This window comes from Mesorhizobium sp. BR1-1-6, assembly GCF_020165355.1.
GTDB lineage: Bacteria > Pseudomonadota > Alphaproteobacteria > Rhizobiales > Rhizobiaceae > Mesorhizobium.
On record NZ_JAIUHZ010000003.1, the window covers coordinates 227,050 to 252,299 of the forward strand.

Consider the following 25,250-nt stretch of genomic DNA (forward strand, 5'->3'; position numbering starts at 1 on the left):
GGCGAAGTCCAGCCTTCAGCCACAGGCGCTCAGCCTCCGGCAACGAACCCACGCGCGTCCATGGTGATCATCGGCCTCGACAGGGCTGCGTCCGACCGCACCCCGAGCCGAGCATGCCGAAGGCCGGAAGACAAGGCGGTCCGTGTGCATCAATCCCGCCGCTTCTCGGCGGTGGTCGCGCCATCCCCGACACCAGCCAAAAATCGAAATCCCCATAGCCATCGCCTGTGGCCCGCGGGTTCCTTCCTCGGGGACTTTCGTACGCCTGCCGGCGCCCGAAACTCTTCACGACAGCAGTCCGTCAGCTTTCGGCTGTATTTATCTCTATAGCTGCCATTCCGCAGCCGACCTCATCTCTGTCGTTCCGAAGCCACTGACTGCTTCCCGAAGTCTGCCATTGCGGGCACGCCCAACTTTAGGCTTGATCGGAGGCGCGTAAGACACCGTCATTGCGTGGCTAAAGGCTGCAAGCTGGCAAGCACTCTGGGAGATGCTAGATGGGACAAGCGAAGCAGAAGAAGAGCCGCTATCAACAGCTGCTAGAGGATCATCCCCTGTGCTGCCTCTGCGGCGGCGCGACAAAGTCGTCCACGATCGATCACATCCCGCCTCAGGCGTGTTTTCCGAAAGGCTACTTCCCCGAGGATTTTGAGTTTCCGGCGTGCGAAGCCTGCAACCGGTCGAGCAAGAAGGAAGACCAGATATTCGGCTACTACATGCAGATGGGGAACCCCGATCTGTTCACCAAAGACCTGTGGTCGATGTGGAAGCTACGGGACGGCATCAAGAACAACTACAAATCGGCACTCTTAAACACAAAGCTTAGCAATAAGGCCAAGGCGGAAGCGCTCACTAAGATGGGTATCCAGGTGCCGCCGGATGCTGACCTGACCAACTTGCCGCTTGCGGGAGCGTCCGAGGAGTTTTTCGAGGCCGCAAAGGTCATCGGTCGGAAGCTAGCTTGCGCGATCTACTACAGGGAGACGGGCGGCAAGTTCCTTACGAGGAAGCACTACATCTGGGCGGGCATAGTGCATGGCCGCCATCCGCGGGCTTCGATGCTGACGGACTACCTGAATCGGATGCTGCCCGAGACAGAGGAGGGGACCCGACGCAACATCAAGGAGTACGGGCGCAGATTCGGCTACCGCTACGGCTACAAGGAGAAGGAGGACTTTATGATCTCCGCGTGCCAATTCGGAATCGGCTTTATATGCCTTACCTCCAGCGGCTTGCTTGAAAAAGGTTCAAAAAACATTCCTCCTGAGGAGCTTCTAACTATCTTCCCGACGCCCGATGAACGGGCAGCCGCTGCGGCAGAGGCGGAGAATTAGATAGCGGCGGAGACCCCCGAGTGCCTATGGGGACCGACTGGCGATTGGCGGGCGGTGACTGGCAAAAAGCTGCCATCGCGGCGCCCGCAGCTACTCTCAATAAGCGGGTCGCAGGTTTAAGCCCAAGTGCCTCTAGAACTCCCAGCCTTCGCGCTCCATGAACTCTTCGAGCGACAGGCACTCCACCTCGAAATGGCGGCAAATGTTCGGGATTTTCGCGCCGTTCGGCTTGAACTCCTCCATGGTGACCACGCCTCGTCCCTCCGACGCCGCCTTCGCAATCACGAACGGGTCAGCGTTGCGCCCGCCCCTGAGCAGCTTCCGCTGCTCGATGTTTTGCTGGAAGTGCACGACCCCGTATATCTGGCCCACGAACGCGCCCTCAGCTGCGCCGGGTATGTGGAAGAATTCTTCCCGCGTCCCAGCCCAGTCCCTCAAGGTCTCCACAGGACCGTCCACGCACTCGCGGCGGACCTCGCGGGTTGAGATGATCTGGCCATCCGCTACCAGCCCGTCAAAGCGGTCCCAAAGCGTCGGGAAGCGGCGTCGGTAGTAGTTCTTGAACAGGGTTGAGAGGGGCGAGGTGTCGAACACGTACATTAAGAAGCCCCCCGGCTGAAATACTCCTCCAGAGCCCCAACGTGACGCGGCTTCGTATCGAGGAAGTCTGCCAGCTGTCCCTCGTCGATCCTGTTCTGGTGGTACTGCGACAGTGCCAGGGCCACGTACTCACGGCCCAGGTACGCGAGCTTGGTCCAATACGGATTTCCGCCCGGTGCGCGCTCGATCTGGCGCTGCGCGTTCCACCTTTCGACCGCTTGGTCGTACCGGTCCTCTGCCACTCTGCCTTGGTCCAACAGGCGACGAAAAATCACCTCCCTGCTGACGTGGAACTGGGCCGCGAGAGTCTCTGCAGTCACTTCGGTGGCTTGCCTTCCGACCATCGCGCGTTGGAAGGCGTCTTCTGGCAGCAGTACCTGGGCAGCGAAGCTGTTGCAGATAACCTCAATCTGCCGGGCATCGCCAACGAGCCGATCCACGTATCGGTCGCGAACCATATCGATTCCGCTGGTATGGAAGATGAGGTGCGCGAGTTCGTGGAAGTAGGTGAATATCTGCCGGGTCCTGGTCGAGCTGTTGTTCACATAGATTACTGGGAACTCATCGTCGTAGAGGCAGAACCCCGAGAAGTCGTCCGCTCGGAACGCGTCCTTGAAGACGAAGACGCCCACGTTCAGCAGAGCCGTCCGCCACTCCTTAAGAGCCGCATCATCACCGTGCCATGTCTGCTGCTGCTGGACGGTCACCCCAATGTACTGACGCACGGCGGCGGCCATCTGGGCTATATCTACGTTCGGAGCGAACTGTAGATCCCGCGTGATAAGACGCTCTGCCGGGTTCCGTCCTTGGGTGAGTTCCGCCAAATTGATCTGCATTGCCTTTGCCTTGCGCATCAACATGCGAACCCGGCTCGGCAGGCGATCCAACTCGGCCTCAGGCAGCGTGCGAAACGTCTCGTTGATCGGCGGCACATCCGGCGGGTCGGGGAAGAAAAACACCGCGATCGGGACCTTGAGCATGTCGGAGAGTTGCTCAAGCTGCGGGTAGGTCGGCGCGGATGCACCTGCCTCCCAGTCGGCGATCCGCTTGAACTTCTGTGCGACCTCGTCACGGCTCAGGCCCGCTCGCTGGCGGGCCCAAACCAAGAGGGCGGGGTTGATGGGAATCTGCTCTGCCATTTCGCCCCAGGGTATAACGGGTAAGCAGTTCTTCCTATGCCAAAGATTGCGCCACTAACTCGACATTTAGCCAGCCGGCATAGGAGAGCGCCTCCTTAAGGCCACTCCACCGTCAGACCTCGGTTCGCGCTGCGAGGGTCAGAGCGTCCTCTATTTCGAGGCCGAGATACCGAGCGGTGTTCTCGATCTTCGTGTGACCCAGCAGGATTTGAACCGCGCGAAGGTCGCCGGTGATATTGTAGATCATCGATAACCTGTCGGTCCTTCACGTCACCAGCCGTAGCGGGCTGACGGACGGCAGCTTCAGGGTTTATGCATCGGAAAGCTGAACGGCCGAAATGAGGCGCAAAGCTGACGCCAAAGGCGGCGCTTGGAAATGTCGATTAGACTACCTAAGGGGAAAATCGAACAGCACGGTAGTTACCGCAGCGCATCAAATAAAGTCCAATCTCATCCGAGCTCATGGACCGCTACGCCCGGCACTACTGTCTTGGCGATCTCGCACAGGTGCTGGTGATGTGTCAGGTAGATTACCTGTCCTGCACTTGCCATCTCCCCAAACAACCTGAAAACCTCCTCGGACCGGACATGGTCGAAGGTCTCCATGATGTCGTCGGCGATGAATGGCACTGAGGGTCGAAACTGTGCGAACTCGTAATACCCGGCAAGCCTGAGCGCCAGGTAGAGCTGAAAACGCGCGCCCTTTGACAGCGCGTCGGCGACCTTGGATTGCCCATCGCGCTGCAACGCGATGAGCACTTCCCCACCCTTAACAGGTTGCGTTGTGAGGCCAGAGTACTGGCCGCGCGTCATGAGGACGAATGCGTTAGATGCGCGCTGCATCATCCCGGAGCGGTGGCGCTCGCGGTAGACGCGCAGAGCATTTCCAGCCGCCATTATTCCCAATTTCAGCTCGATATAGCGGACGGCCTTTTCCTCGATTTCCAGAAGGACGGTGCGCCGTTCGGCATCTATGCGGGCAACAGCGCTGTCGCCGCCAATGGCGTCCAGCTTGTCGGTCGCGCGCATCTGCCGAATGAGCTGGTGCTGTATTGCCTCGTCGGAAGCGCGAAGCCGTTGCTCGGCCTCAGCCTTCTCGATTGCGAGACTGTCGAGATCGACAGCATCCAATATCGAACGCGCCTGCTCGAAGCCTTCCGTCGCGAGCTCGGATGACACCTGCTCCTCAAGCTCGGCCACGGTTGTGCGCAGGCGATCCCTGTCGCGCAGCAGTTCGTCGCGTTGCACGACCTCCGCCAGCGTGGCCACGCCAAAGACGCTCAGGACCTCGTTCTTGCGGCGCTCATGTGCCGAAATCTCGCCATCGAGGATCTCACGCGCATCGTGCAGGCGCCGCAGGTCATTGACGAGGCTTGCCTTGGCCTCGCGTGTGCGCTCCGCGCGCTCCAGGCGCTCGGCAAGCCCAATCGCCAGCTGTTCCGGTCCGTCGTCATCGGCCGCCTCCCCCGCTTCGGCTGCAACGGCGGCAACCTCGACCAGGAAACTGTCCCTGTCGGCCTCCATCTTGTCGATACGCAGTTGCATGGCGTTCCGGTCCTGAAGACATCTGGACAGCTCAGCCAATTGATCCAGCACCCCGCCGAGGCCGGGCGCCGAGATGCCACTCTCGAGCCAGGTACCCTTGAGCGCTTCGGCAATGCCGGCCTGCCATTCATCCTCACGCCGCTCAGCGACTTCAATGGCGCGGCGCCTGGCGGCCAGATCCTCTTGCCTTGCGGCAACGGTCTTGAGCGCCTCGGCGCGCTCGGCGTCCACCTTGAATTGCCTGTCAAGAAACAGCTCTGCCACGGCCATGACCGTTTCCAGGCTGTCACCAGGATCCGAACCGACGCCGACGCTCGCCAGGGCGCCGCTCAGCGCCAGGCGTGTTCGGCCTTCCTCATCAACCGCGCGCTCGGACTTCTTGCGGGAAAGCTCGATCTCCTCCCATCCCGCGAGCGCATCGTTCCGAGCAGCAATGCGATCCTCTATCATCTCGACCAGCTGTTCGGGGGAAGCTTCCTGGCACGGCCCGAGCAAGTCTCTTGCGGCCGCGCGCATTTCCAAGTGCACTGCCTGCAGATCTGAGCCGATGCGTGCAAGTTGGTCGCGCGTATGCGCGATGTTGGCCGCGGTCTCAGCGAGGTTGCGGTTGGCGCTGCGAATCTCAACGAGCTCCCGGGCGTTGGCCAGACGGCCTGCTCCGACACTGTCGTCTCGGGCCAGTGCCGCCGCGAAATCATCCGCGGTTTCGCCAGTCAGGTCACCGCGATGCCGCGCCCAAGCCTCGTCGCGGGCGCGCCGTATGGCGCCGGCCGCATCATCGTCGCTGACATGGACCGAGGCACGAAGGGCATTGAGCCGCGCGGCAAACAGATTGTGATTGCCCTGGTGCTCGGCAAGACGTTCGGCAAGGACGCCCCTGCTCTTCCCCAACTCCGCAGCCAGCGCCTTCCAGGCGCCAAGCTGTCCAGCATTCGGAACGGCGATCCTGGCCAAGCCTTGCGCATCTCCCGACCAGGGATGCAAGCGCGCGATCGCGGCCTGCCATCGAATTGCTGCCGCATCCGTGGCCTCACGCGCCGCCTTGGTCTCCCTCAGGTATCCGCCGGCCCTTGCCGTCGACAAAGCCGAAACCAGCCTTGCCCGGGCAGGCTCGGGCACGGCCCGTTCTTCGCCGACCCGGTCGCGCGCATCCTGGAGCGCATCGGCTGCTGCCGCGGCCTCCTCGTGCGCAACACGCACGCCGGTAACGATCCCCGATCGCTGCTCGAGCATGGTGCGCACAGCGCCAATGGTTGCGGCAGGCAGGAGCAGCTTGGCAGGGTCCGGCTCGGCGGGCCTTCCAAGAGCGGCAAGGCAGGTCGCCACGGCATTGTCGAGGATTTGTAGCTCGGTCCTGCGACTTGGCAGGTCCAGCCCGGCCGAGACGTGACGCACCTTGCGGTCGGCCAGGCCGCGAACCCGTTCGGAAATCGCAAGGACCGCTTCGTCGACATGGACCGAGGCGATTTTCGTCGTCACCCGCTCGAGCTCGTCTTCGCTCGCGGCTAGCCGCGTTCTCAGAGTGGCGTCGGCCTCGATCATGTCGGCGACGCTGCCGGTCCAGCTCCGTGGCGGTGACGCGATCTCAGGCAGCTCGGCCAGCTGGGCTTGCTTGCGCCTGATATCGGCAAGGATCGGGATCGCGCGAAGATACTTCGCGATCGTATCGAGCCTGGCCGACAGCACCGACCGTTCAGCGATGCTGCGGTCGTATTTTTCTGTCGCGTCCAGGCGCTCTGTCTGGAGGGTTTCGAAGGTCGACGCCAAGGTGTCGATCGCCTCCCTCCTGGACTTCAGTTCCGCAAGCCGCTTCTTGAGCAGAGCAAGCTCGGTTCCGTGTGCCTGCTTGCGATAGAGCCTGTCCGCCTCGGCCTCGAGCAGGCTCAATGTATCGCTTGCATGCCCGAGGCCGGCGCTGGCCGTGAACAGCAGCTTGCCGAGGTCACCGCGCGATTCCAGGATTGATTTTCCACCGGCTTCCAGCGTTTCGTCGTCCAGCGAGAACATGGTCTCGTATGCGTCGCGAGACAGGCCGGCGAGATGGGATGATATCGCCATTTCGCTGACTGGTTGGCCAGTCGCGTTCAGCAACGAGTTGGTGCGCTGTTTGGTGCGCGTGAAAATCTGCTCCGCGCCGCCGAGCTCGAGCACACCGCCGATGCGCATGGCGCTGTATTCGTGCACGAAATTGTAGCGGCTGCGTTCCTCGATGCCGAACAGCAGATCGAGATAGCCGGAAAGCGCGGTCGACTTGCCGGCCTCGTTGAGGCCGAAGACGATATGCAGGTCGGGACCGGCTTCCGGTCTCGGCCCGAAGTCGATCGTCCTGTCGGTGAACTTGCCATAACGGATGAGATCAAGTCGCCGGAGCCTCATTGCGACCCGCCGGTCTTGAGGCGCGCGGTGACCAGGTCGGCGCCGCTGGCAAGCACCCTGTCGAGGAACTTTTCCAGCCCCGCCTCGTCCTTGCCGGCGAAATCGCGCCCCTCAGGCGGAAGATCCGCGATCATCTTTTGGACCAAAGCCCTCGCCTCGGCACGGAAGGCTTCCGAGCCGGCATCGGCGCGCATGGACTCTGCGAGCTCGAAAATCGGATCGGCGACGCCCTCGGATGATTCGGCTGCGGGTGGCGAGACGTTCAGCTCGAGCTTCTCCACCCAGGTTTCGCCTACCTGTTCCGCGACCTGCTCGGCTTCTGCGAGCAGCAGATCCCGGTCGCGGATCAGTGCCCACGATAGAGGTGACGCCCCGGTCAGGCCGAGGCGAACCACAGCATGACGGGATCTAACGGAGGCGCGTACATGTTCGAGCGCGGATCGGACACGCTCGACGATCTCGGACCATTCCACCGTTTCGGTCACGTCGACGCTCACCCGCTCGAATTGGGCGATACTGGTAAGCCTTTCCTCGATCTCGATGGTGCGGTCGTCTCGTATCGTCACCAGGGTGACGGATTTCTCGCCGGCCTCGTTGATGTCCCTGCCCTGTGGAATTCCTGGCATCACCACGGTGCTTGCCCCGGGATGGACTTGGCGGACATGGATGTGCCCAAGCGCCCAGTAGTCGAAACCGTGGCCGTGCAGGTCAGCGACATTGCAGGGGGCATAGACGTCGTGGCCCGGCGATCCGGCCAGGCTGGTATGCATGATGCCGACATTGACCGCGCCCTCGCGCGGCGCTGAGTACTTCGGGAGTAGACTGTGCGGCGCCTTGGGGCTGGCAAAGCTCAGGCCATGGAACATAACGTCGAGCCCCCCGGCTGTCTGCAGCACGGTCTGGGGACGGCCGCCGAACATCGTGACCGTGTCCGGGAACACCAGCTGTTTCGATATCCGCGACAGGGCGTCATGATTGCCACGGATCTTGAAAACCCTGATGCCGGCCTGATGAAGCCGTGTCATCTGTGACGCCAGGAAGCGGGCCGTTTTCATCGAAGTCTGATCGCCATCATAGAGATCGCCGCCAATGACCAGGGCATCGACACGTTCCGCAAGGCAGAGGTCAATGATCGAGACAAACGCCTGACGGCTGGCGTCTCCGACGAGTTCGGCAAGGTCGGGGTTTCGCATCGCCAGCGAACGCAGCGGCGAGTCGAGGTGGATGTCGGCGGTGTGGACGAATCGAAATGGCATTGGAAATCTCCGGTTTGAACATACCGGTGTTCGACCGCGGCTCGACAGGGAAAATCTCAAGAAAATCCGGCGGTCGACACCGCCGCCCCCCTTCCGCATGAGTTCGCCGACATCTTTCCGAGGTAAAAGTCTGTTCGCTTATGCGTCGACGGAGAGTGACGCTGCGGGACGGACCCTCCGCAGATAAAAGCGCTGGGAAATAGTGGGGCATGTATTGAGGAAATCCCCAACATTGCAGTGATGCGTGATGAGCTTAAATCCCTCTGCAATGTTTAGCATGCTGACTTAACAACTCTTCCATTTGATGCCGCACTGTGTGCGTTGCTCAATTCGGCCGAACGAGGCAGTGTGTGGATTCGGGGCCTCGTCTCGGCTATGCACACAAGATGGACGACAGATCCTTGTTTATGAAATCCAGCATCGACCACCTCCCGCCACCAAAGCAGCGCGAGTTGAGAAAGACGGTTGAGCTGCTCCTCGAGGAGTTTGAGGATGCCCTCAAGGGAGGGACGACCGACTTCAAAAAGCGCGGGCGCATTCTCAAGATCATACTTTTCGGGTCTTATGCACGTGGTGGCTGGGTCGACGAGCCGCATACCAGAAAGGGCTACCGTTCGGATTTCGACCTGCTTGTGGTGGTGAACAATCGCAAACTGACCGATTTCGCCGGCTATTGGCAGACGGCCGCAGACCGCCTGATGCGCGAAATCAACACGCCAGTCAGCTTCATTGTGCATTCTCGCCGGGAGGTGAACACTGCCCTCAGGGAGGGTCAGTACTTCTTCGTCGACATCCGTCGTGAGGGAATTGTCCTTTACGAGCTCGACGAGGAACCGCTGGCGCATCCGGCACCTACAAAGCCGGCCGATGCATTCCGATTAGCGGCCGAACACCTCGAAGACAGGCTGCCGCACGCCCGAGTATTTGCAAAGACAGCTGGATTTCTTCTCAGCGAATCCAACTTCAAGGAAGCGGCCTTTCTCCTTCACCAATCAATCGAGCAGGCCTACGCGGTGTTGTTATTGGTTTTAACGAACTACAGCCCTGCCTCTCACAACGTTAAATTCCTCCGCAGCCTCGCTGAAGATCAAGCACAGGAACTTGCCGAAGTTTGGCCCCGCGACCAGCAGCGTTTCGTAGCTTGGTTCAACGTCATTAACGAGGCTTATGTGAAAGCGCGCTATTCGAGGCACTTCGAGATCACTCGCGAAGCGCTCCAGTGGCTTGCCGAGCGGGTCTCCGAGTTGATCGATCGTATCGAAATGATCTGCCGATCACGGCTTGAAAAGTTGAGGAGCGAGGCAAATACGGCTGATCAGCGAGCGGGCTAACTTCGCCATCGCACCAATTCCAGTGTGATGTCCGGAATTTTCTGTCGTCGTCCGAATTTAGTGTCGCTGCCGCACGACCTGCCGCGAAGCATGGTCTCGATTCGGGGAAGACGAATGTTGCCGTCGCCGCTGGTGGCGGGGGCGCAGTTCTGGACAGGTGGCAAAGCGCGCGAAGGGAGGTGTTTCGCCCGTAGGTGGCGTTTGCCTCGTAGGCGTCGGCTCCCCTCAACGTTGTGTTCGGCGCCGATCCTCACGCAATCCTCCCGCGTCGGCTGCCCGATCTCGAAACGAATGCCGATACGGCTTTCGATCTGATTCATAGCGTGGATATCACGGCTCGTGCCGCTAACCGTTGAGTGTTGCTGGCGAGCAGTAAAGCGAAGCCGCATCGCTCCTGAAGATGCAGCAGCTCCCGCAAAACAGTGGGTGTGAAGTTCTGATATTCGTCCACGAGCAACGGACGCGTCGGGCCGCATCGGGCGCCCAAAAAATTTCATGCAATCCTTGGCAAGGTCATATGTGTGCTTGCTGTTCTTTTGGACGCCGTAGGCGTCGTGCAGCATCAGGAACATCGGCCTGATAGCCTTGGTATGCTGCGCAACTTCTCAATAGGCAGCTCCGCTTTGGGCGGCTATCCAGTTAAGCGCTACAGCCTTTCCGAGTCCGCCCTTGCCGACCGCAAGCACCTCGCCTTCCCGTTGGCACGGAAGGATTCTAGCATCCGTTGAGTGCCATTCCCGACTCGTCGCCTAAGCCCTGCGCGGTCAGGCAGTTCCAGTGTCTTTGATCTTCACGCATCTCTTCCTCTGTCTTGCGGTTTTCCTCGATTGCCGCATTGGAATCGTCGGCGCCGGGGCCAGGCGACTGCTGCGCCTTCCTCAATGCAGCCGCTCCCAGTATTGTAAGAATGCCTTTCATCACCTCAACGGTCGGATCAGACACCGAACCGGAACCATCCGCGGCATCGGGAGTACGGGTTACGACCGTTTTCCGCTCGGCGAGGACCTCTGTTGCCCGGCCCCTTGCCCAACTCCCCTCAAGTTTTCCATTCGGTCTCACCTGGTAGATAACGGGCGCGTCGCTTCCCCAGTCGACGGTAAGGATATCACCCTTCAGCAAGCCTTCGCCCTTGTAGCTATTGCCAACTGACCATTCGAACCGAAAGCGGTTCTCGCCGACCTTCGTGACCTTGCAGGCACCCGCATATCGCGAGCCGTCGGGATTGGTCCCCTGGACTGAATAGGTCCCTTCGAGCTGCGATGTCGCGGCAGTCTGTCCCGCTGTCCGGGCGGATGCTTCAGCATCTGCCGCTGCCGCAGGCGCGAGGTTGAGGAAACTCGCCAACACGATCCCTGCACACCATAGGATGTTACGGCCTATCGAAGCCGTTCCATGGATCAATGTGTGGTCAGTCATATGGACCCCCTTGCTTGCTTTTGCGACGGCGCGGGGCTGGACCTGGAATTGGCGATCCGTACCGCGTCGGACCAGCTGTCTCCTTCGAAAAGAACCAGAATACAGCTCCAATCTCAGGAAGTCATTTTAGCCGAAGGGAGTAGTGTGTTCGGTTCAGGGGAATCCCTGACGATTGGAACTATCAAGCATGACCTCCCAACGACGAAGGTGCAGCGCACAACTTTGTACGGCTGATCTTTCACGGCGTCGACGACCTCAAGATGGCAGCGAAAGCACTCGGCGCGGCCACAACTGAAATGCATCAGAGTAAGAAAGAGCGATTCCATACGCATTCTGTAAATCGGCGTGCGAAATTGGACTCCACCAAAGGTCCTGAACCGCGCCGGGTTTGCCGGAGGCTCCGAACCTTGAGAAAGTGGAGCCATGACAAGCAAGATGACGAACAGGTTTTCTCCGGAGGTCCGCGCCCGAGCGGCGGATGGTTTTGGATCACGAGAGCGAGCATCGGTCGCGCTGGGCGGCGGTTTGTTCGATCGGGGCCAAGGTCGGCTGCACGGCGCAGTCGCTCAATGAGTGGGTCAAGAAGGCGGAGGTGGACGGTGGCGTGCGCGCCGGCTTGGCGATCCTTCGAGGCGGAGGAGTTCGCTACCCTGGAATGGGTCGACCGGTTCAACAATCGCCGGCTGCTGGAACCCGTCGGCAACATCCCGCCGGCCGAAGGCGAGGAACGCTACTATGCCGTCCCGGAAGAGCCGGCCATGGCAGCATGACTCAAACGAAATAGCCTCCGGCAAACCAGGCGCGGTTCACTGGCCGCGTGCCGGCGCCCTCTCAGCGGTGCGCTGCTACCTTCCTAAGTAGGTGTTCTAGCCCAGTTTCGGCTGTGCTACTGTTCCCGCGCAACATGTGCTGGGGCGTACAGTGCAAATCCTGTCCTCGTTGGGAACCATCAGCAGTCTAGCGGCTGCACTGCTCTTGATCGGCTGCGTGGAGAGCGAGCCACTCAATCAGATGCCCGCCAACTTCAAACCCGAAAAGCCGCTGGATGACATCTACTATACGGGAGAGAACGAGAAGGTGCAGGTCTTCACCGTCCATCATGATAAGCAAGGACTCTACCAGATTGCGTTTCCCGCTCCCGACAAAGACCCTGCAGAGGCGCATTTTGGAGCCCTTGGAATATTCGGCTGTTTGCAATGTGGTGTGAAGGGAGAGGAAATAAACGCTGTGGCTCTTATGCCCAAGGATGGGGATACCATATTCGGCTATCTCCAGTTCACAAAGGGGCACTGGGTTCTGAACGTCCCGACCATCTCGGAGGACAATTTGTCCGTTGTCCAGAGCCTCGCCAGGAAACACGATCTTGCAATAACGAAAGACGCTCTGGGGATATACAAGATTGCAGGGGATCTGACGTTCGAGAACCTGACGGGCTTCTTCAGAGACCCCGCGTACTGGGTCAGCACCAAGCCCTCGCAGACCATGGTTCTAAATCGGTTCGGGTGTGAAATGGCCAAAGCGGCGCTCAAGCGGGCCAAGACCGTTGCAGATGAAGAATGCACAGCGGAATTCCTGTGCTCTTATGATACCGAATCAATTCAGGATGCCGCCGAGAATTTGGCCAAAGCCTGCGATGGCATCGAGCGTAACGGTCTTTCCGGCGGACAGACAGTCAAAGAGATGGAGCGATTGCAGAACAGATTGGCGAGCGAGATCTACGATTTCGAGAACAATTCCGAACGAGAATTTTGGTAATTCGAAGTCTCGTTTCCAATCTCTATTTGTGTCAAGCGAATTAGAGACGCGACATCGACAGCAAGTTAGAAATGCGACAGTGACGCACCGGTGCGCGCCTGAGCGAAAAGCTCACGCACCCCTGCCTCGGCCACAGTACACGACGTCAAGGGCGAGGAAGGTTTGAAGTGATTGAATAGGGGATTCTTCGCCAAAAGGATCCTCCCATGTCAAGCAACGGTTCACGCCGCCTCGTCGAGACCCCAAAAAGTCATTTCGTGCTGCGCGATTCGCGACTGGAAACGCTGGCGGTTCTGATCCTGGCGCTGGTTCAGGGCCGCACGGTCAATCTGGGGAGCATGAAAAAGTTGGGGGTCATCAGGCGGCCGGCTTGAGTGCATTTTTTTTCAGATTTCTGCCGCGTCTCGCGCCAGCGCTTGAAGTTGTTGTGGAGATTGCCGTCGAAGACGCGGGTTCGCAGTTGCATCAGGAGATGGACGCCGCGCGGCGTCCATTGCATCTGCTGCTTCTTGGCGAAACGCTTGGCGATCACCTGGTTGAACGTTGACTCGACGAAAGCCGTCGAAACGACCTCGCCATAGCGGTGCCGTTCGGCATAGTTCGGAATGAGATCGGCCTTATTGTCAATGTAGCGGCTGAATTCCAACAGGTTTAGCGCAGCTTGCGCACCTCAACGCCGCCGGAGCCTGGGGCGCGCGCATCGCTGAACAATTCGGCGAAGAGGTTCCGCTCGATGCCCGCGGCCCGCAGATGGAGGTGACCGAACCGCTGCCGCATCGGATCCTGCCAGTGGTCGGCATCTGGACCCACGACAAGGATCACGGCGCCTATCTCCGTCAAGTCGAGCGGGGCAATATCGTGTTCGGCGGCGCGGCCAAAAGGGTGCAGGTGGACCTGGAGCCGGGCCATGCGACGGCCGATCCCACGCGCCTTCCGCTGCAACTGCGCGCGGTCGCGCGGCTGGTGCCGGCAATCGCGCGGGTCGCGGTCATCCGCACCTGGTCCGGATGCGAGGGTTAACCCGAAACAATGGAAGGCGGAATGCGAGCTTTCGAATTGTGGGGAAGGAAGTACGCCGTCGTGTGAGGCGACAGGACCGCCGTTCTTGGTAATCGGCGCAGTGTCGGAACGGAACATGAGCCGCTATCCTGGTGTGCTCCGCCAATCCCATGCTTGTCCGCTGTCCCGGGACTGAGGACAAAGCTTAAAGACCGGTTGCGCTGCTGTACCGCCCGCTCAACCCGCTTCACAGGCGGGATCGTTGACAGGGGGGCTGCGCAGTGCTTAGTGTCCTCTGTCCGAGGACAGAGGACGGCGCTGATGATGAAGAGCCAGGATGTTGTCGTCCTTTTCAAGCTAGCGAGCTTGGAGGACGACGCAAAGGATATCGGTCATGAATCTCCACCGGCCGGGCTAGCCGCGGGCGAGGACCCCTATTCCGTGCGCGCTCTCGAAGCAGCACTCGGAATCAGCAAGACCGAGATCAGCGCTTCGCTCAAGCGCAGCATCGTGTCGGGCCTCGCGATCAAGGACAGGAAGACAGGTCGGACCAAACCGAGCCGGCGCCATCTGCGCGAGTTCATCGTCCACGGTCTGAAATTCGTCTTTCCGGCGAAACCCGGCGCCATGCAGCGTGGGTTGCCGACGGCGTTCGCCGCCCCCGTGCTGCGTGAATCCCTGCACAGCGCCGGCAATCTCATCTGCGTCTGGCCGTACGCGCACGCAAAAGACATGGGTCAATCGGTCGATCCGCTCTTCAAAAGCGTGCCGGAGGCCTGCGAGAAAGATAAGCGGCTCTATGCCTATCTCGCCCTCATCGACGCGATCCGCATCGGTAATCAGCGCGAAAGCAAGCACGCCGCCGACCTGCTCGCACAGAGGCTGGAATGACAGTCCAGGGTCAGTTGAAAGCAATGCTGAAGACCGTCGCCGAGGCGCTCGGCGAGGAGTTGCGCGCGCGTCTGGTCTTCGTCGGCGGCTGCACGACCGCGCTCTACATCACCGACCCCATCGTTCTCGAAGGGGTGAGAGCGACCGACGATGTCGACCTGATCGTCGATCTCGCTGGCTTTGCAGAATGGGTCGAGCTGACGGAGCACTTGCGCGCACGCGGCTTCACCGAAGCGGTTGATGACACCGTCATCTGCCGCATGAAGCTTGGCGAGTTCAAGGTAGACTTCATGCCGGACGACAAGGCGATCCTGGGCTTCAGCAATCGCTGGTACGCAAAAGGGATCGAGACGGCCGTGCCAGAAGAGCTGGAGAAGGCGCTGAAGATCCGGCGCCTTACTCCGGAGCTGTTTGTCGCGACCAAGTTGGAGGCTTACCGCGGACGAGGCGAAGGCGACCTCATCGGCAGCCGAGACGCCGAGGACATTCTCCTTCTGGTCGACGGGCGGGAAGAGCTCGTCGAGGAGATCGCGAAAGCAGAGCCGGAGATCCGGGTCTACATCGCCAAACAGATTGCGGCGCTACTCAACGATCCGAACTTCGACCATTTCCTTGAGGGAAACATTCGCGGACCGGCGGGCCGTGTCGACATCGTTTACCAGCGGCTGGTCGCGATCAGCACCCTCAAAGCGCGCTGACATGACCTTGCAAATCCAGTGGCATTGCCGCCAAGGAACGCGGACGGCCGACAACCGAGACCATACAGGCATAGGCATCTGCGGCGACGCCGTCCTGGCCATCGTTCTCGATGGATCGATGTCGGGTTCGGCCAGCGGCGATTTTGCGCGCGAGATTGCACGTCGTATGGTCGACTGGTTCGTAGCCGGGACTGAAGAGGTGACCGCCAACACCGCGATCGCCCAGCTTCGCATGAGCCACGCGACGCTCGCGACAGACTTTCGCACCGATTAGAATGTTTGATCCCAGGTTTTGATGGTTCATCATTGTCGTCCGAATCAAAGGATGCGCTATGGGCCAGGTTCTGCATGGGAGCGCCACAACGACAGAGGCGATCCGTCGAGCGATACAGCATAGTCAAGCGAGCCTGAGGACGCTTTCGAAGCGCTACGGCATCAATCCTAAGACGGTCGCTAAGTGGAAGAAGCGGAGTTCGACCGCCGATCTACCCACCGGCCCCAGGGAGCCGAGATCGACGGTTCTGTCTGTCGAGGAAGAAGCCGTTATTGTCGCCTTTCGCCGGCACACGCTGCTGCCGCTCGATGATCGCCTCTACGCATTGCAGCCGACAATCCCGCATCTGACACGCTCTTCATTGCACCGCTGTCTGCAGCGCCACGGCATCGGCCGATTGCAGGATGTCGAAGGCGACAGGCCGGCGAAGAAGACGTTCAAGGCCTATCCGATCGGCTTCTTCCACATTGATATCGCGGAGGTCCGAACCGAGCAGGGCAAGCTACACATGTTTGTCGCCATCGACCGGACCTCGAAATTTGCCTTCGTCGAACTGCACGAGAAGGCTCCGACAGCCATTTCCAAAGAGTTTCTGCTACGCCTGATTGCCGCCGTCCCTTACAAGATCCATACCGTGCTCACCGACAACGGCATACAGTTCACCACGCCAGGAGCTGGCGGTTCGGCCGTTCCACTGATCAAGGAAGCGATCGCCAACGGTGAGATATTCCGGGCTCATGCCTTCGAATACACCTGTGCCAAGAACGATATCGAACATCGGACCACAAAGCCAAAGCATCCTTGGACCAACGGCCAGGTCGAGCGCATGAACCGCACCATCAAGGACGCAACGGTCAAGCGCTTCCACTACGACGATCACGACCAACTGCGTCGGCACCTTGCCGACTTCGTCACAGCCTATAACTTCGGTCGCAGGCTCAAGACCCTCAAAGGTCTCACCCCCTACGAGTTCATCTGCAAGGCATGGGCTTCCCAGCCCGAGCGCTTCACTCTCAACCCGATCCAGCAAATGCCGGGACTTCTCTATTCGGCGTGTTGAAGTCAAGCGCTTTCGAGCTCCCTCATCCAAGGGGTTTTGGTGCCTTCGCGGGGCCTCGCTTCTCTTCGGGATCGGCGCTTTGGCCCTCCCAGGATGGGATCAGTTGGAATGAAGGGAGCAATCTAAACAGCGTTCTCACCATGTTGCCATGGCCGACACGAGTCCCGGCACGCTCTTCCTCATCCTCCGTCCCGCGAAGGACATCTATCCACCCCAAGGCGGATTCCGTTATTGGTCGTTGCGTTCTGTTCTTCGATGAATCAGCTACATCACCGCTGGCGTATCTTCTCGAGCCCAGCGGAACTCGCTGCCGTCAATCCATATCCTGTGCATGATGACCGCCAATCTGCGTGCAAGAGCGACTGTAGCCCTTTGTCGACCACGGCGTTTGGCAACATTCATCGCCCACGCTTTCAACCACGACCACTTCTTCACGACGGTCAACAAGACTTGCGCGGCTTCATAAAGCAGCGTCCGCATCATAGCGTCGCCGCACAGTGAGACACGTCCGACGCGATGGTCTTCCCCTGATTGATGCAGCCGCGGCGTCAAACCGAGAGAAGGACCCACAGCCTTCGAATTTCTGAAGCGTGCCGGAATGTCGATCGTGGCTTTGAAAGCCAGCGCAACAACGGGACCCACCCCGGGCACGGTCATCAATCGTCTGCAAACAGGGTCACCCTTCACAATCGAATATTTTCCCTGCGAGATGCCATCGACAAGCTCACGGATACGCTCGCCGAACTTGATTACACTCACAATGCCAACCTTAAGCCCGAAGTTGCGCAGCAGCCCCCGGATATCATTCTCGATTGCCACAGCCTTTTCCTGCAACAGTTTGCGCGCAGTCAGCAAAGCCCGGCGCTTTTGACTGGTGAGCGTCTTCACATGCACGGGTCGGAACAAGTTGACCCGCATCATCTGGGCAATGCCACGGGCGTCGTTGCGATCGCTCTTGTTTACCTGCGCCTTCAGGTAGGCCTTCGTGTGCCGGGTCTCGATGCAAACCACCGGTAGCCCGGCTTCCGCCATCCCGCTGAACAGCCACTGTGACAGCGGCCCGGCTTCAAGACCGATGCGAGTCGCTGGCATCGCAGGATCATTGAGCAACCTCACCAAATCGTCGGGATAGCTCGGGATCTTGGTCTCACGGCAAATCTTGCCGGCGTCGTTCACGATACAAACCGAGGTCTCTTTGACCGAGACGTCCAGGCCAACATAATATGACATGCTGCGCTTCTCCATCTGATGCTTGTGGCTGCTCCAAAACAGACCACGTTTACCATCAGCTCGAAGCGCAGCACCTCAACGGGGAAACGAGGGGCTCGGACAGCCGAATACCCCATCTAAACATGTAGCGTTAGGCTTCCTCGATCGCGGCCGACCAGCTCGGCTGAGCGCATGGGCTTGGTGCCTGCCGGCCGGCCAACTGACGCCGACATGGCGTGTTGTCACCGCCACGGTTGCGACAAGCTGGTTGCCGCGGTCTCGGCAGCCACCACATTGGTCCAACATCATGCCGAAGTGGGGGCTACGGTCGGTCTTGCCGGCGGCCTGCTTGTCTTCATGCTCTGCCTGCGCTGTCATCCTCTCGGCTCGCCGGTCTTGCGCACCGCACCGATCGGTTTTGCGCGAGCGTGGTTGCGGCTCATCCAGCTTCCACTGATACTGTTGGCTGCATTCTTCTTCGTGCCCGCCAGTGCCGCGCTGGCGGCCGAGCCATCATCATGGGCGATACCGGCTGCAAGCGGAGTGTGGCTGCTGATCCTCAACGGCACCTATGCGGTGTTCGCGGCGTATTTCCTGAACACGCCGCTGGTCGCATCCATCAGCTTCCTGGCAGCGATCGCCTACACGAGCTACGAATCCCTGGAATACGGCCGCACCGTTATCATCGGTTTTGCCGCATTGGTGCTGTGGCTAGGGTACTGGGCACGGCAGAGATACAATCATGGATGAGATGACCAACAAGACACACGCCGACCAGGCCCTCCTGGCCCTGTCGGACCTCAGCGTCGGCTATGGCGGACGGCTGGTAATCACCGATATCGACCTCACGTTGCGGCGTGGGGACATTCTTGGGCTTCTCGGCGCCAACGGTTCCGGCAAATCGACCCTGATCAAAACCATGACCGGCCAGATCCGCCCTCGATCGGGAACCGTCACCATCGACGACATCGCGCTGGCGCATGCGCCGGAGCGCGCCAAGGCTCGCTTCGGGCTCGCCATCGATGCCCCGGACCTGCCGCCGTTCCTGTCCGGGCGGCAATATCTCGAACTCGTCGCCTCGATCCGTTCCTGGAGCGCTACCGGCTGGCCTGGTAGCGATCTCGTCTCGCGGCTCGCACTCGACCCGTGGCTCGATCGGCCGATCGGAGAATTCGCTCGGCACCCGTGCGAAGATCTCGATCGCGGCAGCATTACTCGGCTCGCCGCCGCTCATCATTTAGGGGAGGCAGCGTGACGTTTGCTCTGTCAGCGCACCCAACGGCTCGTTACGAGTTAAGGGCGAGCCGCTTGGCTAGCTCTTCAGAGCGCGGCGGCTCCGATGCTTGCCAAGCTCCATGTCAGGCGAAATGAGAAATTGACCCCTCCTATTGCCTCACCGATCAATGTTACCGAGGGCTGCGGTGGCGACAGTGCTCGCATTAGCTGCCGCAGTGGCGGCGGCGGGTACTGGACGTGGTGGCCGAGATCGTCAGTATGGCCGTGGAGGGCGATCGTACTGAATTGGAGGTGGGTCATGTCAGGCGACTTCGGACCGTCAGAGTGCGACGGCCTCACACATGACTTCACGCGCAAGTAGCGCGTCGCCGTTGTCGAACCTCGACGCCAAGCTGCGCCGGCGCGTGCGCGAAGAAATCCGCGATCTCCAGCAGGAGCTGAAGCTGACCGTGGCCTACGCCACCCACGACCAGGAGGAAGCGCTGGCCGTCTCCGACCGCATCATCGTCATGAATGCAGGCAAGATCGCGCAGGACGGCACGCCGCGCCAGCTCTACAACCAGCCGGACAACCGCTTCATCGCCGACTTCATGGGCGACGCCAACCTCATACCGGTGACGTGGCCGACGGACGGCGAGCATGTCGAGTCCAGGCGGGACCGGCGCGGCTGAAAGTTCGCCGCCGCGGCGGACAGCCTTGCCGGCACCGTGCTGAAATCGTCCTATCTCGGAAACCATATGGAATACCGCGTCGGCCTCGTTGATCCCGCCATGGAACTGTTTGTGTCATCGCCCGATACGACGAGGCTGATCGCCGACGGCAGCGCGGTTTCCGTAGTCGTCGAGCCTGCCGACGCGGTGCTGATCGGCGGCGGCTGAGCATTCTCCCGATCGCCGGACCGCGATGCGTTTGCAGAGGCCGCCGCATCGATGCTTGACACGGCTAATGTTTCATTGAAGTATGACAATGCGCAGGGCAAATGAGCCCATGCAGCGCGAAAATTGCGTGACATATTGATGGCAAGAACGCCCACAGTGCCGACTGTTGGGCGTCTTTTTGCGTCGAGGGGGTCATGGCAAGAACGCAGTACCATATTGGCGTCCTGTTCTCGCAAAGCGGGCCTTACGGCGTGGTTTCGCGTTCCATGTTCAACGGCGCGATGCTCGCCTTCGATGAGATAAGGGCGTCTCCCGACTTTCCTTTCGACCTGGTGCCGATCGTGGCCGATCCGGCAGGTTCCTTCGGCCAGTACGCCGTTTCGAGCCAAGAGCTTCTCGGCCGGAACGGCGTGCGCCATGTCGTCGGCTGCTACACCTCGTCCAGCCGCAAGGACGTTATCCCCCTCTTCGAGAAATATGACGCGCTGCTCTGGTATCCCTCGCATTACGAGGGGTTCGAGAGTTCGTCCAACGTCGTCTACACGGGTGCGGCGCCCAACCAGCACATCATTCCGCTGATCGAGTTCCTGCTTACCCATATGGGCCGGCGGGCATACTGCATCGGCTCCAACTATATCTGGGCCTGGGAGAACAACCGCATCCTGCGCGAGGGGCTGTCGGTAGCCGGCGGAACCGTCCTCGCCGAACGCTACCACGCGGTGGGCGACACAGATTTCTCCAAGACCATCGCCTCGATCCTCGACGCCAGGCCGGATTTCATCTTCAACACGCTGATCGGCACCAGCGCCTACCGCTTCTTCCAGGATTTCCGCGCCGCGTGCATCGAGCGCGGCATCGACCAGCCCGCCGAAATGCCTGCCGTCGGCTGCAGCCTTTCCGAACCCGAACTGGGCGAGATCGGCGACCGCGCGATGGATGGGCACATCAGCTCGAGCGTGTACTTTTCTTCCATAGACACCCCCGCCAACCGCCGTTTCATCGGCGCCTACCGTCGACGCTGGCAGGATGCCGCGCCATCGGCGGATGCCGAGGCTTCCTATGTCGCGGTGAAGATGCTCGCAGCCGCTATCGCCGCGGCCGGGTCGGACGACGTCCAAGCCGTGCGGCTCACGCTTCCCACGCTTTCGATAGACGCTCCTCAGGGAACGGTCAGCGTGGACGGCCCCACCAATCACGCCTTTCTGACGCCACGCATCGGCCGATCCAAAGCCTCGGGCCAGTTCGAAATCCTTTGGCAGGCAAACCGTCCCGTCCAGCCCGATCCGTATCTCGTTCAGACCACCCCACGCTACGCGGTCCGCAACAGCGTTCCGAAGCTGAGGTCAATCAAATGAGCGAGCCGCGGATCATCCAAAATTTCATCGGCTATCGCGCCACGATCGCCACGGAGCAGCCCGCGGCCGTGGAACAGCTCCTGGATATGCTGGCGAAGCTTGGCATCTCTTCCGCCGCCGCCGAGATCAATGACTGCAAGATCCAGATCGATCCCAGCGACAAGGACGTGCTGTTCATCGATTCCGATCTCAACGTCACCGTCGAGACGGGAGCATCGGAGCCCAGCCGCTGCCTGCCCGTCATCGGCATCATCGGCGTCGAGGCGCCAAGCCGGCTGCGGTGGCTCATGCAACTTGGCGCGACGGCCACCCTGCGCAAGCCGGTCCATCGGGCGACCGTCTATTCGGCGCTGTTCGTCGGCATCAATGAGTTCCGCCGCCGGCGCTATCTCGCCGATCGTGTCGAGGAATACGAGCGGCGCCGGCTCCTGCGCAGGAGCTTGGTCAGGGCGGTGTTGATCGTCATGCAACGCACCGGCAGCGACCACGCTGCCGCCTACGATCATCTACGTCGTGAAAGCATGCGCTCGCGGCAAAGCATCGAGGAGTTCTGTGCATCGTTCGTCCAGGCCCATGGTCCCGACTTGGATGAAGCCGAGCCGCCCATCGGGACAGGCTTACCCTACGCAAAAAAACTGTAACCGGAGGAGAAATCGATATGACTGCAAAGTGGTTACGGGCCGGGACGCTGGCATGCGCCTTTGCCCTCTCGGGAGCGGCCTACGCCGCGGACCCGATCAAGATCGGCGTTCTCGAGGATCAGTCGGGCGACTTCGCCGCGGCGACCATCGGCAAGGTCCACGCCATCCAACTCGCGACCGACGAGATCAACAAGGCGGGTGGCATTGCCGGGCGCCAGATCGAGCTGGTCATCTACGACACCCAGTCGGACAACAACAGATACCAGGAGTTCATGCGCCGCGTACTGCAGCGCGACAAGGTCGATGTCGTCTTCGCGGGCTTCTCCTCGGCTTCGCGCGAAGCCTACCGCCCGATCGTCGACCAGCTTGACGGGTTGGCCTTCTACAACAACCAGTACGAAGGCGGCGTGTGCGACTCGCACATGATCGTGACCGGCGCCGTGCCGGAACAGCAGTTCTCGACCCTCATCCCCTGGATGATGGAGAAGTACGGCAAGCGCGTCTACACGATCGCGGCCGACTACAATTTCGGCCAGATCTCTGCCGAATGGGTCCGCAACATCGTCAAGGAGAATGGTGGCGAGATGGTCGGCGAGGAGTTCATCCCGCTCGGCGTCTCGCAGTTCTCGCAGACCATCCAGAACATCCAGAACGCGAAGCCTTCCTTCGTCGTGACGCTGCTAGTCGGCGCCGCGCAGGCGTCCTACTACGAACAGGCGTCATCGGCCAATCTCGGTCTGCCCATGGCGTCATCGGTCAACGTCGGCCAGGGTTACGAGCACAAGCGCTTCACCCCGCCGAGCCTCGCCAACATGTATGTGACGACGAACTACATCGAGGAAGTCGACACGCCGGCCAGCAAGGCTTTCCTGGAGAAGTTCCATGCGAAGTTCCCCAACGAGCCATACGTGAACCAGGAAGCCGCGAACTCCTACATCGCCATGAATCTCTACAAGGAGATGGTGGAGCGCGCGAACGGTTCGACCAAGCGTGACGATCTGCGCAAGGTCATCGCCCAGGGCGACGTCTGTTTCGATGGCCCGTCCGGCAAGGTCTGCCTCGACCCGAAGAGCCAGCACATGTCGCACACCATCTTTCTCGCCCATGTCAACAAGGACCACTCGATCGACTTCCCGAAAGTCTGGGAAGACATCAAGCCATACTGGCTGGGCGAAGCCGGCTGCGACCTGACGAAGTCGGACCCGATGGAACAGTACGCGCCATCCAATCCTCCGCCCAAGCAGTAGACCCGACTTGCCGGGCGGGCGCATCGTCGTGCCCGCCCGGCGGCATGCCCGCCTGTTGGACCGGAGCCGCCCATGCAGTTCATGACAGCACTCGTATCGTCGGCCTACCAGTTCGGTGACGCCTTCGCTTTCCTCGTCTTGTCGGCCTGCGGGCTCGCTGTCATCTTCGGCATGATGGGCGTCATCAATCTCGCCCATGGCGAATTCATCATGTGCGGCGCCTATGTGACCGTCTTCGCGGTTCGCTGGGGCATACCGCTGCCCCTTGCGATCATCTGCGGCAGCCTGTTCGCGGGACTGGTCGGCATCGTCATAGAACGGCTCATCGTGCGCAGGCTTTACGCCAGACCGCTCGATTCCATCCTCGCCACATGGGGCGTGAGCCTGATCGCTTCGCAGGGTACGCTCATCCTGTTCGGTCCGACCATGCGCGGCGTCGGCACGCCGCTCGGCAGCTTCACGGTGGGGAACCTGTCCTTCTCCTACTACCGGCTGGTTCTTATCGCGACCGCCCTGGCGGTATTGCTGCTCCTCTATTTCATATTCAACAAGACCCGCTTCGGCGTGCTTGCGCGGGCGACCATCCAGGCGCCGCACATGGCCAGCGCGCTCGGCGTCGACACGAACCGCGTCTACGCCCTGACCTTCGGCATCGGCGCGGCGTTGGCCGGCCTGACCGGAGGCATCTATGCCCCCACCATGACGATGGTGCCGACGATGGGGACGACGTTCATCATGGAGGCCTTCGTGACGGTCGTGGTGGGCGGAGCCGACATCTTCATCGGAACCGCTCCGGCCGCGGCGCTGCTCGCGGTCGTGAAGGCCTCATTGACGTCCTGGCAAGGCCAATTGGCCGGGCAGATCGGCCTTCTGCTGGCGGTCATCCTGGTCATCCGCCTGCTGCCCAAGGGCATCACCGGCTTGATCCTCAAGGACCGAGCGTAGGCAAGATGATGCTGTCACGGATTTTCAAACGCTTCGAGGGGCCGCAGACCATGGGCCGCGGGCCTGTGTTCTGGAGCCTGTTCGGGCTGGTTCTCGTCGCCGCCCTCGTCTATCCGCTGTTCGCCGACGGCTATGATGTCGGCAACAACATCTACTTCCTGAACTGGACGTTCATGGCGCTCGGCCTCAGCGTCATCTGGGGATATGGCGGCTCGCTGTCCTTCGGCCAGACCGCGTTCTTCGGCATCGCCGGCTACAGCTACGGCATCCTAACGATCAACTTCGGCACCGCCTCCGGTCTCGGCCTTGTTTCTGTCCTGCTCGCCGTCGCGATCGCGGCGCTGTTCGCGGCAATCCTGGGCTACTTCCTGTTCTTTGGTCGCATCAGCGGCATCTTCCTCGGCATCGTGACCTTGTCGGTCACGCTCGCCCTCGAGCGCTTCATGGCGCAGACCGCCGGTCCGGAATGGAAAGTCGGATCGGCGCGGCTCAACGGCTTCAACGGCATGAGCGGCATGCCGCCGCTCACCCTGCCCTGGTTCGGCGGCGAACTGGTGCTCTTTCCCGACATCGGCCTCTACTACGTGGTTCTAGGCCTGGTCGTCGCCGTCTATCTCGGCCTGCGCGTGCTGGTCAATTCCAAGTTCGGCAACGTGCTGGTCGCCATCCGGGAAAATCCCGGACGCGCCGAAATGCTGGGCTACGACGTGCGCAGATACCAGCTTGCGGCCTTCATCCTCGGCGCTGCCCTCGCCGGGCTGAGCGGCGTGCTCTATACCAGTTGGGGCCAATACATCACGCCCTCCTCCATGGGCATCACCTCGGCGGCGCTGCCAATCATCTGGGTGGCGGTTGGCGGCCGGTCGGATCTCACGGCGACGCTCATCGGCACGCTCGTCGTCCTATCCGCCTTCCAGGCGTTGACGATCTACGGCAGCCAGTACGCGCTGGTGGTGATGGGCCTGTTGCTGGTCTGCACGGTCCTGCTGGCCCCCAAGGGCCTTGTCGCGAATGCAGGGCTGCTCCTGGCCTCCTTGTTTTCGCGCAAGGGCGGGAGCAAGTGAC

General features: G+C 60.7%; 21 protein-coding genes and 6 pseudogenes. 18 read left to right on the forward strand and 9 right to left on the reverse strand.

The genetic code is table 11. The annotated features are described in order from the left end of the window. The first annotated feature begins 497 nt into the window (after nucleotides 1–497). The gene (locus LB545_RS08980) at nucleotides 498–1,334 is read left to right on the forward strand and encodes an HNH endonuclease (RefSeq protein ID WP_140581674.1); all 837 of its coding nucleotides are present in this window, start codon (nucleotides 498–500) and stop codon (nucleotides 1,332–1,334) included. Between the two features lie 132 nt (nucleotides 1,335–1,466). On the opposite strand, the gene LB545_RS08985 is transcribed toward LB545_RS08980, so the two are convergent. The 5 genes and pseudogenes from LB545_RS08985 to LB545_RS09005 all read right to left on the reverse strand — a co-directional run bounded on the left by LB545_RS08985 (nucleotide 1,467) and on the right by LB545_RS09005 (nucleotide 8,250). Then, a complete protein-coding gene (locus LB545_RS08985) occupies nucleotides 1,467–1,934 on the reverse strand; it encodes a PIN domain-containing protein (RefSeq protein ID WP_140581672.1) in 468 nt (155 codons plus the stop codon). Continuing rightward, complete coding sequence (locus LB545_RS08990; RefSeq protein WP_140581669.1) at nucleotides 1,934–3,073, reverse strand: XRE family transcriptional regulator; 1,140 nt, start codon at nucleotides 3,071–3,073, stop codon at nucleotides 1,934–1,936. Before LB545_RS08990 ends, LB545_RS08985 begins: the two co-directional genes overlap by 1 nt. Nucleotides 3,074–3,185: 112 nt before the next feature. Next, a pseudogene (locus LB545_RS08995) lies at nucleotides 3,186–3,323 on the reverse strand (integrase); the annotation flags it as partial. A gap of 200 nt (nucleotides 3,324–3,523) precedes the next feature. Then, entirely contained in the window at nucleotides 3,524–6,994 is a 3,471-nt protein-coding gene (locus LB545_RS09000; RefSeq protein ID WP_140581666.1) for an AAA family ATPase, read from the reverse strand. Next, on the reverse strand, nucleotides 6,991–8,250 hold the full coding sequence (locus LB545_RS09005; protein WP_140581664.1) for an exonuclease SbcCD subunit D: 1,260 nt from the start codon (nucleotides 8,248–8,250) through the stop codon (nucleotides 6,991–6,993). Before LB545_RS09005 ends, LB545_RS09000 begins: the two co-directional genes overlap by 4 nt. Before the next feature lie 407 nt (nucleotides 8,251–8,657). Between LB545_RS09005 and LB545_RS09010 the strand changes: the two genes are divergently transcribed. Continuing rightward, entirely contained in the window at nucleotides 8,658–9,581 is a 924-nt protein-coding gene (locus LB545_RS09010) for a nucleotidyltransferase and HEPN domain-containing protein (RefSeq protein WP_140581899.1), read from the forward strand. Here the strand turns inward: LB545_RS09010 and LB545_RS09015 are convergent. Both LB545_RS09015 and LB545_RS09020 read right to left on the reverse strand, forming a co-directional pair. Further along, nucleotides 9,578–10,153: a hypothetical protein gene (locus LB545_RS09015; RefSeq protein WP_224704892.1), complete on the reverse strand. Its 576-nt coding sequence runs from the start codon at nucleotides 10,151–10,153 to the stop codon at nucleotides 9,578–9,580. The genes LB545_RS09010 and LB545_RS09015 overlap by 4 nt on opposite strands. Nucleotides 10,154–10,295: 142 nt before the next feature. Continuing rightward, entirely contained in the window at nucleotides 10,296–10,997 is a 702-nt protein-coding gene (locus tag LB545_RS09020; RefSeq protein WP_140581661.1) for a hypothetical protein, read from the reverse strand. Nucleotides 10,998–11,432: 435 nt separating this feature from the next. Here LB545_RS09020 and LB545_RS09025 point away from each other — a divergent pair. The 3 genes and pseudogenes from LB545_RS09025 to LB545_RS09035 all read left to right on the forward strand — a co-directional run. Beyond that, nucleotides 11,433–11,613: pseudogene (locus tag LB545_RS09025) on the forward strand (IS3 family transposase); the annotation flags it as partial. A gap of 1 nt (nucleotide 11,614) precedes the next feature. Beyond that, nucleotides 11,615–11,767 (forward strand): annotated as a pseudogene (locus LB545_RS09030) (IS3 family transposase); the annotation flags it as partial. A gap of 151 nt (nucleotides 11,768–11,918) precedes the next feature. After that, a complete protein-coding gene (locus LB545_RS09035; RefSeq protein WP_140581659.1) occupies nucleotides 11,919–12,752 on the forward strand; it encodes a hypothetical protein in 834 nt (277 codons plus the stop codon). Nucleotides 12,753–13,062: 310 nt separating this feature from the next. Here the strand turns inward: LB545_RS09035 and LB545_RS09040 are convergent. After that, nucleotides 13,063–13,395: pseudogene (locus LB545_RS09040) on the reverse strand (hypothetical protein); the annotation flags it as partial. Nucleotides 13,396–13,421: 26 nt separating this feature from the next. Here LB545_RS09040 and LB545_RS09045 point away from each other — a divergent pair. The 5 genes and pseudogenes from LB545_RS09045 to LB545_RS09065 all read left to right on the forward strand — a co-directional run. Continuing rightward, nucleotides 13,422–13,769: pseudogene (locus tag LB545_RS09045) on the forward strand (FAD-dependent oxidoreductase); the annotation flags it as partial. A gap of 303 nt (nucleotides 13,770–14,072) precedes the next feature. Continuing rightward, on the forward strand, nucleotides 14,073–14,642 hold the full coding sequence (locus tag LB545_RS09050; RefSeq protein WP_318012530.1) for a hypothetical protein: 570 nt from the start codon (nucleotides 14,073–14,075) through the stop codon (nucleotides 14,640–14,642). A 23-nt stretch (nucleotides 14,643–14,665) separates the two neighbouring features. Next, the gene (locus tag LB545_RS09055; protein ID WP_318012531.1) at nucleotides 14,666–15,340 is read left to right on the forward strand and encodes a hypothetical protein; all 675 of its coding nucleotides are present in this window, start codon (nucleotides 14,666–14,668) and stop codon (nucleotides 15,338–15,340) included. A 1-nt stretch (nucleotide 15,341) separates the two neighbouring features. Next, complete coding sequence (locus LB545_RS09060) at nucleotides 15,342–15,614, forward strand: hypothetical protein (RefSeq protein WP_140581654.1); 273 nt, start codon at nucleotides 15,342–15,344, stop codon at nucleotides 15,612–15,614. A 58-nt stretch (nucleotides 15,615–15,672) separates the two neighbouring features. After that, entirely contained in the window at nucleotides 15,673–16,674 is a 1,002-nt protein-coding gene (locus tag LB545_RS09065) for an IS481 family transposase (RefSeq protein WP_140581651.1), read from the forward strand. A 264-nt stretch (nucleotides 16,675–16,938) separates the two neighbouring features. Here LB545_RS09065 and LB545_RS09070 read toward each other — a convergent pair whose 3' ends face one another. After that, nucleotides 16,939–17,904: an IS110 family transposase gene (locus LB545_RS09070; protein WP_140581648.1), complete on the reverse strand. Its 966-nt coding sequence runs from the start codon at nucleotides 17,902–17,904 to the stop codon at nucleotides 16,939–16,941. 177 nt (nucleotides 17,905–18,081) lie between these two features. Here LB545_RS09070 and LB545_RS09075 point away from each other — a divergent pair, with 177 nt between their 5' ends. The 8 genes and pseudogenes from LB545_RS09075 to LB545_RS09115 all read left to right on the forward strand — a co-directional run bounded on the left by LB545_RS09075 (nucleotide 18,082) and on the right by LB545_RS09115 (nucleotide 25,249). Next, a complete protein-coding gene (locus LB545_RS09075) occupies nucleotides 18,082–18,633 on the forward strand; it encodes a hypothetical protein (protein ID WP_140581646.1) in 552 nt (183 codons plus the stop codon). Continuing rightward, nucleotides 18,626–19,138 carry an ATP-binding cassette domain-containing protein gene (locus LB545_RS09080; RefSeq protein ID WP_224704893.1) on the forward strand — a complete coding sequence of 171 codons (513 nt, stop codon included), beginning with the start codon at nucleotides 18,626–18,628 and terminating at the stop codon, nucleotides 19,136–19,138. The genes LB545_RS09075 and LB545_RS09080 overlap by 8 nt, the downstream gene beginning before the upstream one ends. A 349-nt stretch (nucleotides 19,139–19,487) precedes the next feature. Beyond that, nucleotides 19,488–19,997, forward strand: a pseudogene (locus tag LB545_RS31160) (TOBE domain-containing protein); the annotation flags it as partial. 194 nt (nucleotides 19,998–20,191) lie between these two features. Further along, entirely contained in the window at nucleotides 20,192–21,352 is a 1,161-nt protein-coding gene (locus LB545_RS09095) for a transporter substrate-binding domain-containing protein (protein ID WP_140581640.1), read from the forward strand. Further along, a complete protein-coding gene (locus LB545_RS09100) occupies nucleotides 21,349–21,993 on the forward strand; it encodes an ANTAR domain-containing response regulator (RefSeq protein WP_140646432.1) in 645 nt (214 codons plus the stop codon). Before LB545_RS09095 ends, LB545_RS09100 begins: the two co-directional genes overlap by 4 nt. Before the next feature lie 17 nt (nucleotides 21,994–22,010). Continuing rightward, nucleotides 22,011–23,240: an urea ABC transporter substrate-binding protein gene (locus LB545_RS09105; RefSeq protein WP_224704895.1), complete on the forward strand. Its 1,230-nt coding sequence runs from the start codon at nucleotides 22,011–22,013 to the stop codon at nucleotides 23,238–23,240. Between the two features lie 81 nt (nucleotides 23,241–23,321). Then, nucleotides 23,322–24,185 carry an ABC transporter permease subunit gene (locus LB545_RS09110; RefSeq protein ID WP_140551984.1) on the forward strand — a complete coding sequence of 288 codons (864 nt, stop codon included), beginning with the start codon at nucleotides 23,322–23,324 and terminating at the stop codon, nucleotides 24,183–24,185. 8 nt (nucleotides 24,186–24,193) lie between these two features. Further along, the gene (locus tag LB545_RS09115; protein ID WP_411971070.1) at nucleotides 24,194–25,249 is read left to right on the forward strand and encodes a branched-chain amino acid ABC transporter permease; all 1,056 of its coding nucleotides are present in this window, start codon (nucleotides 24,194–24,196) and stop codon (nucleotides 25,247–25,249) included. The last annotated feature ends 1 nt before the right edge of the window (nucleotide 25,250 follow it).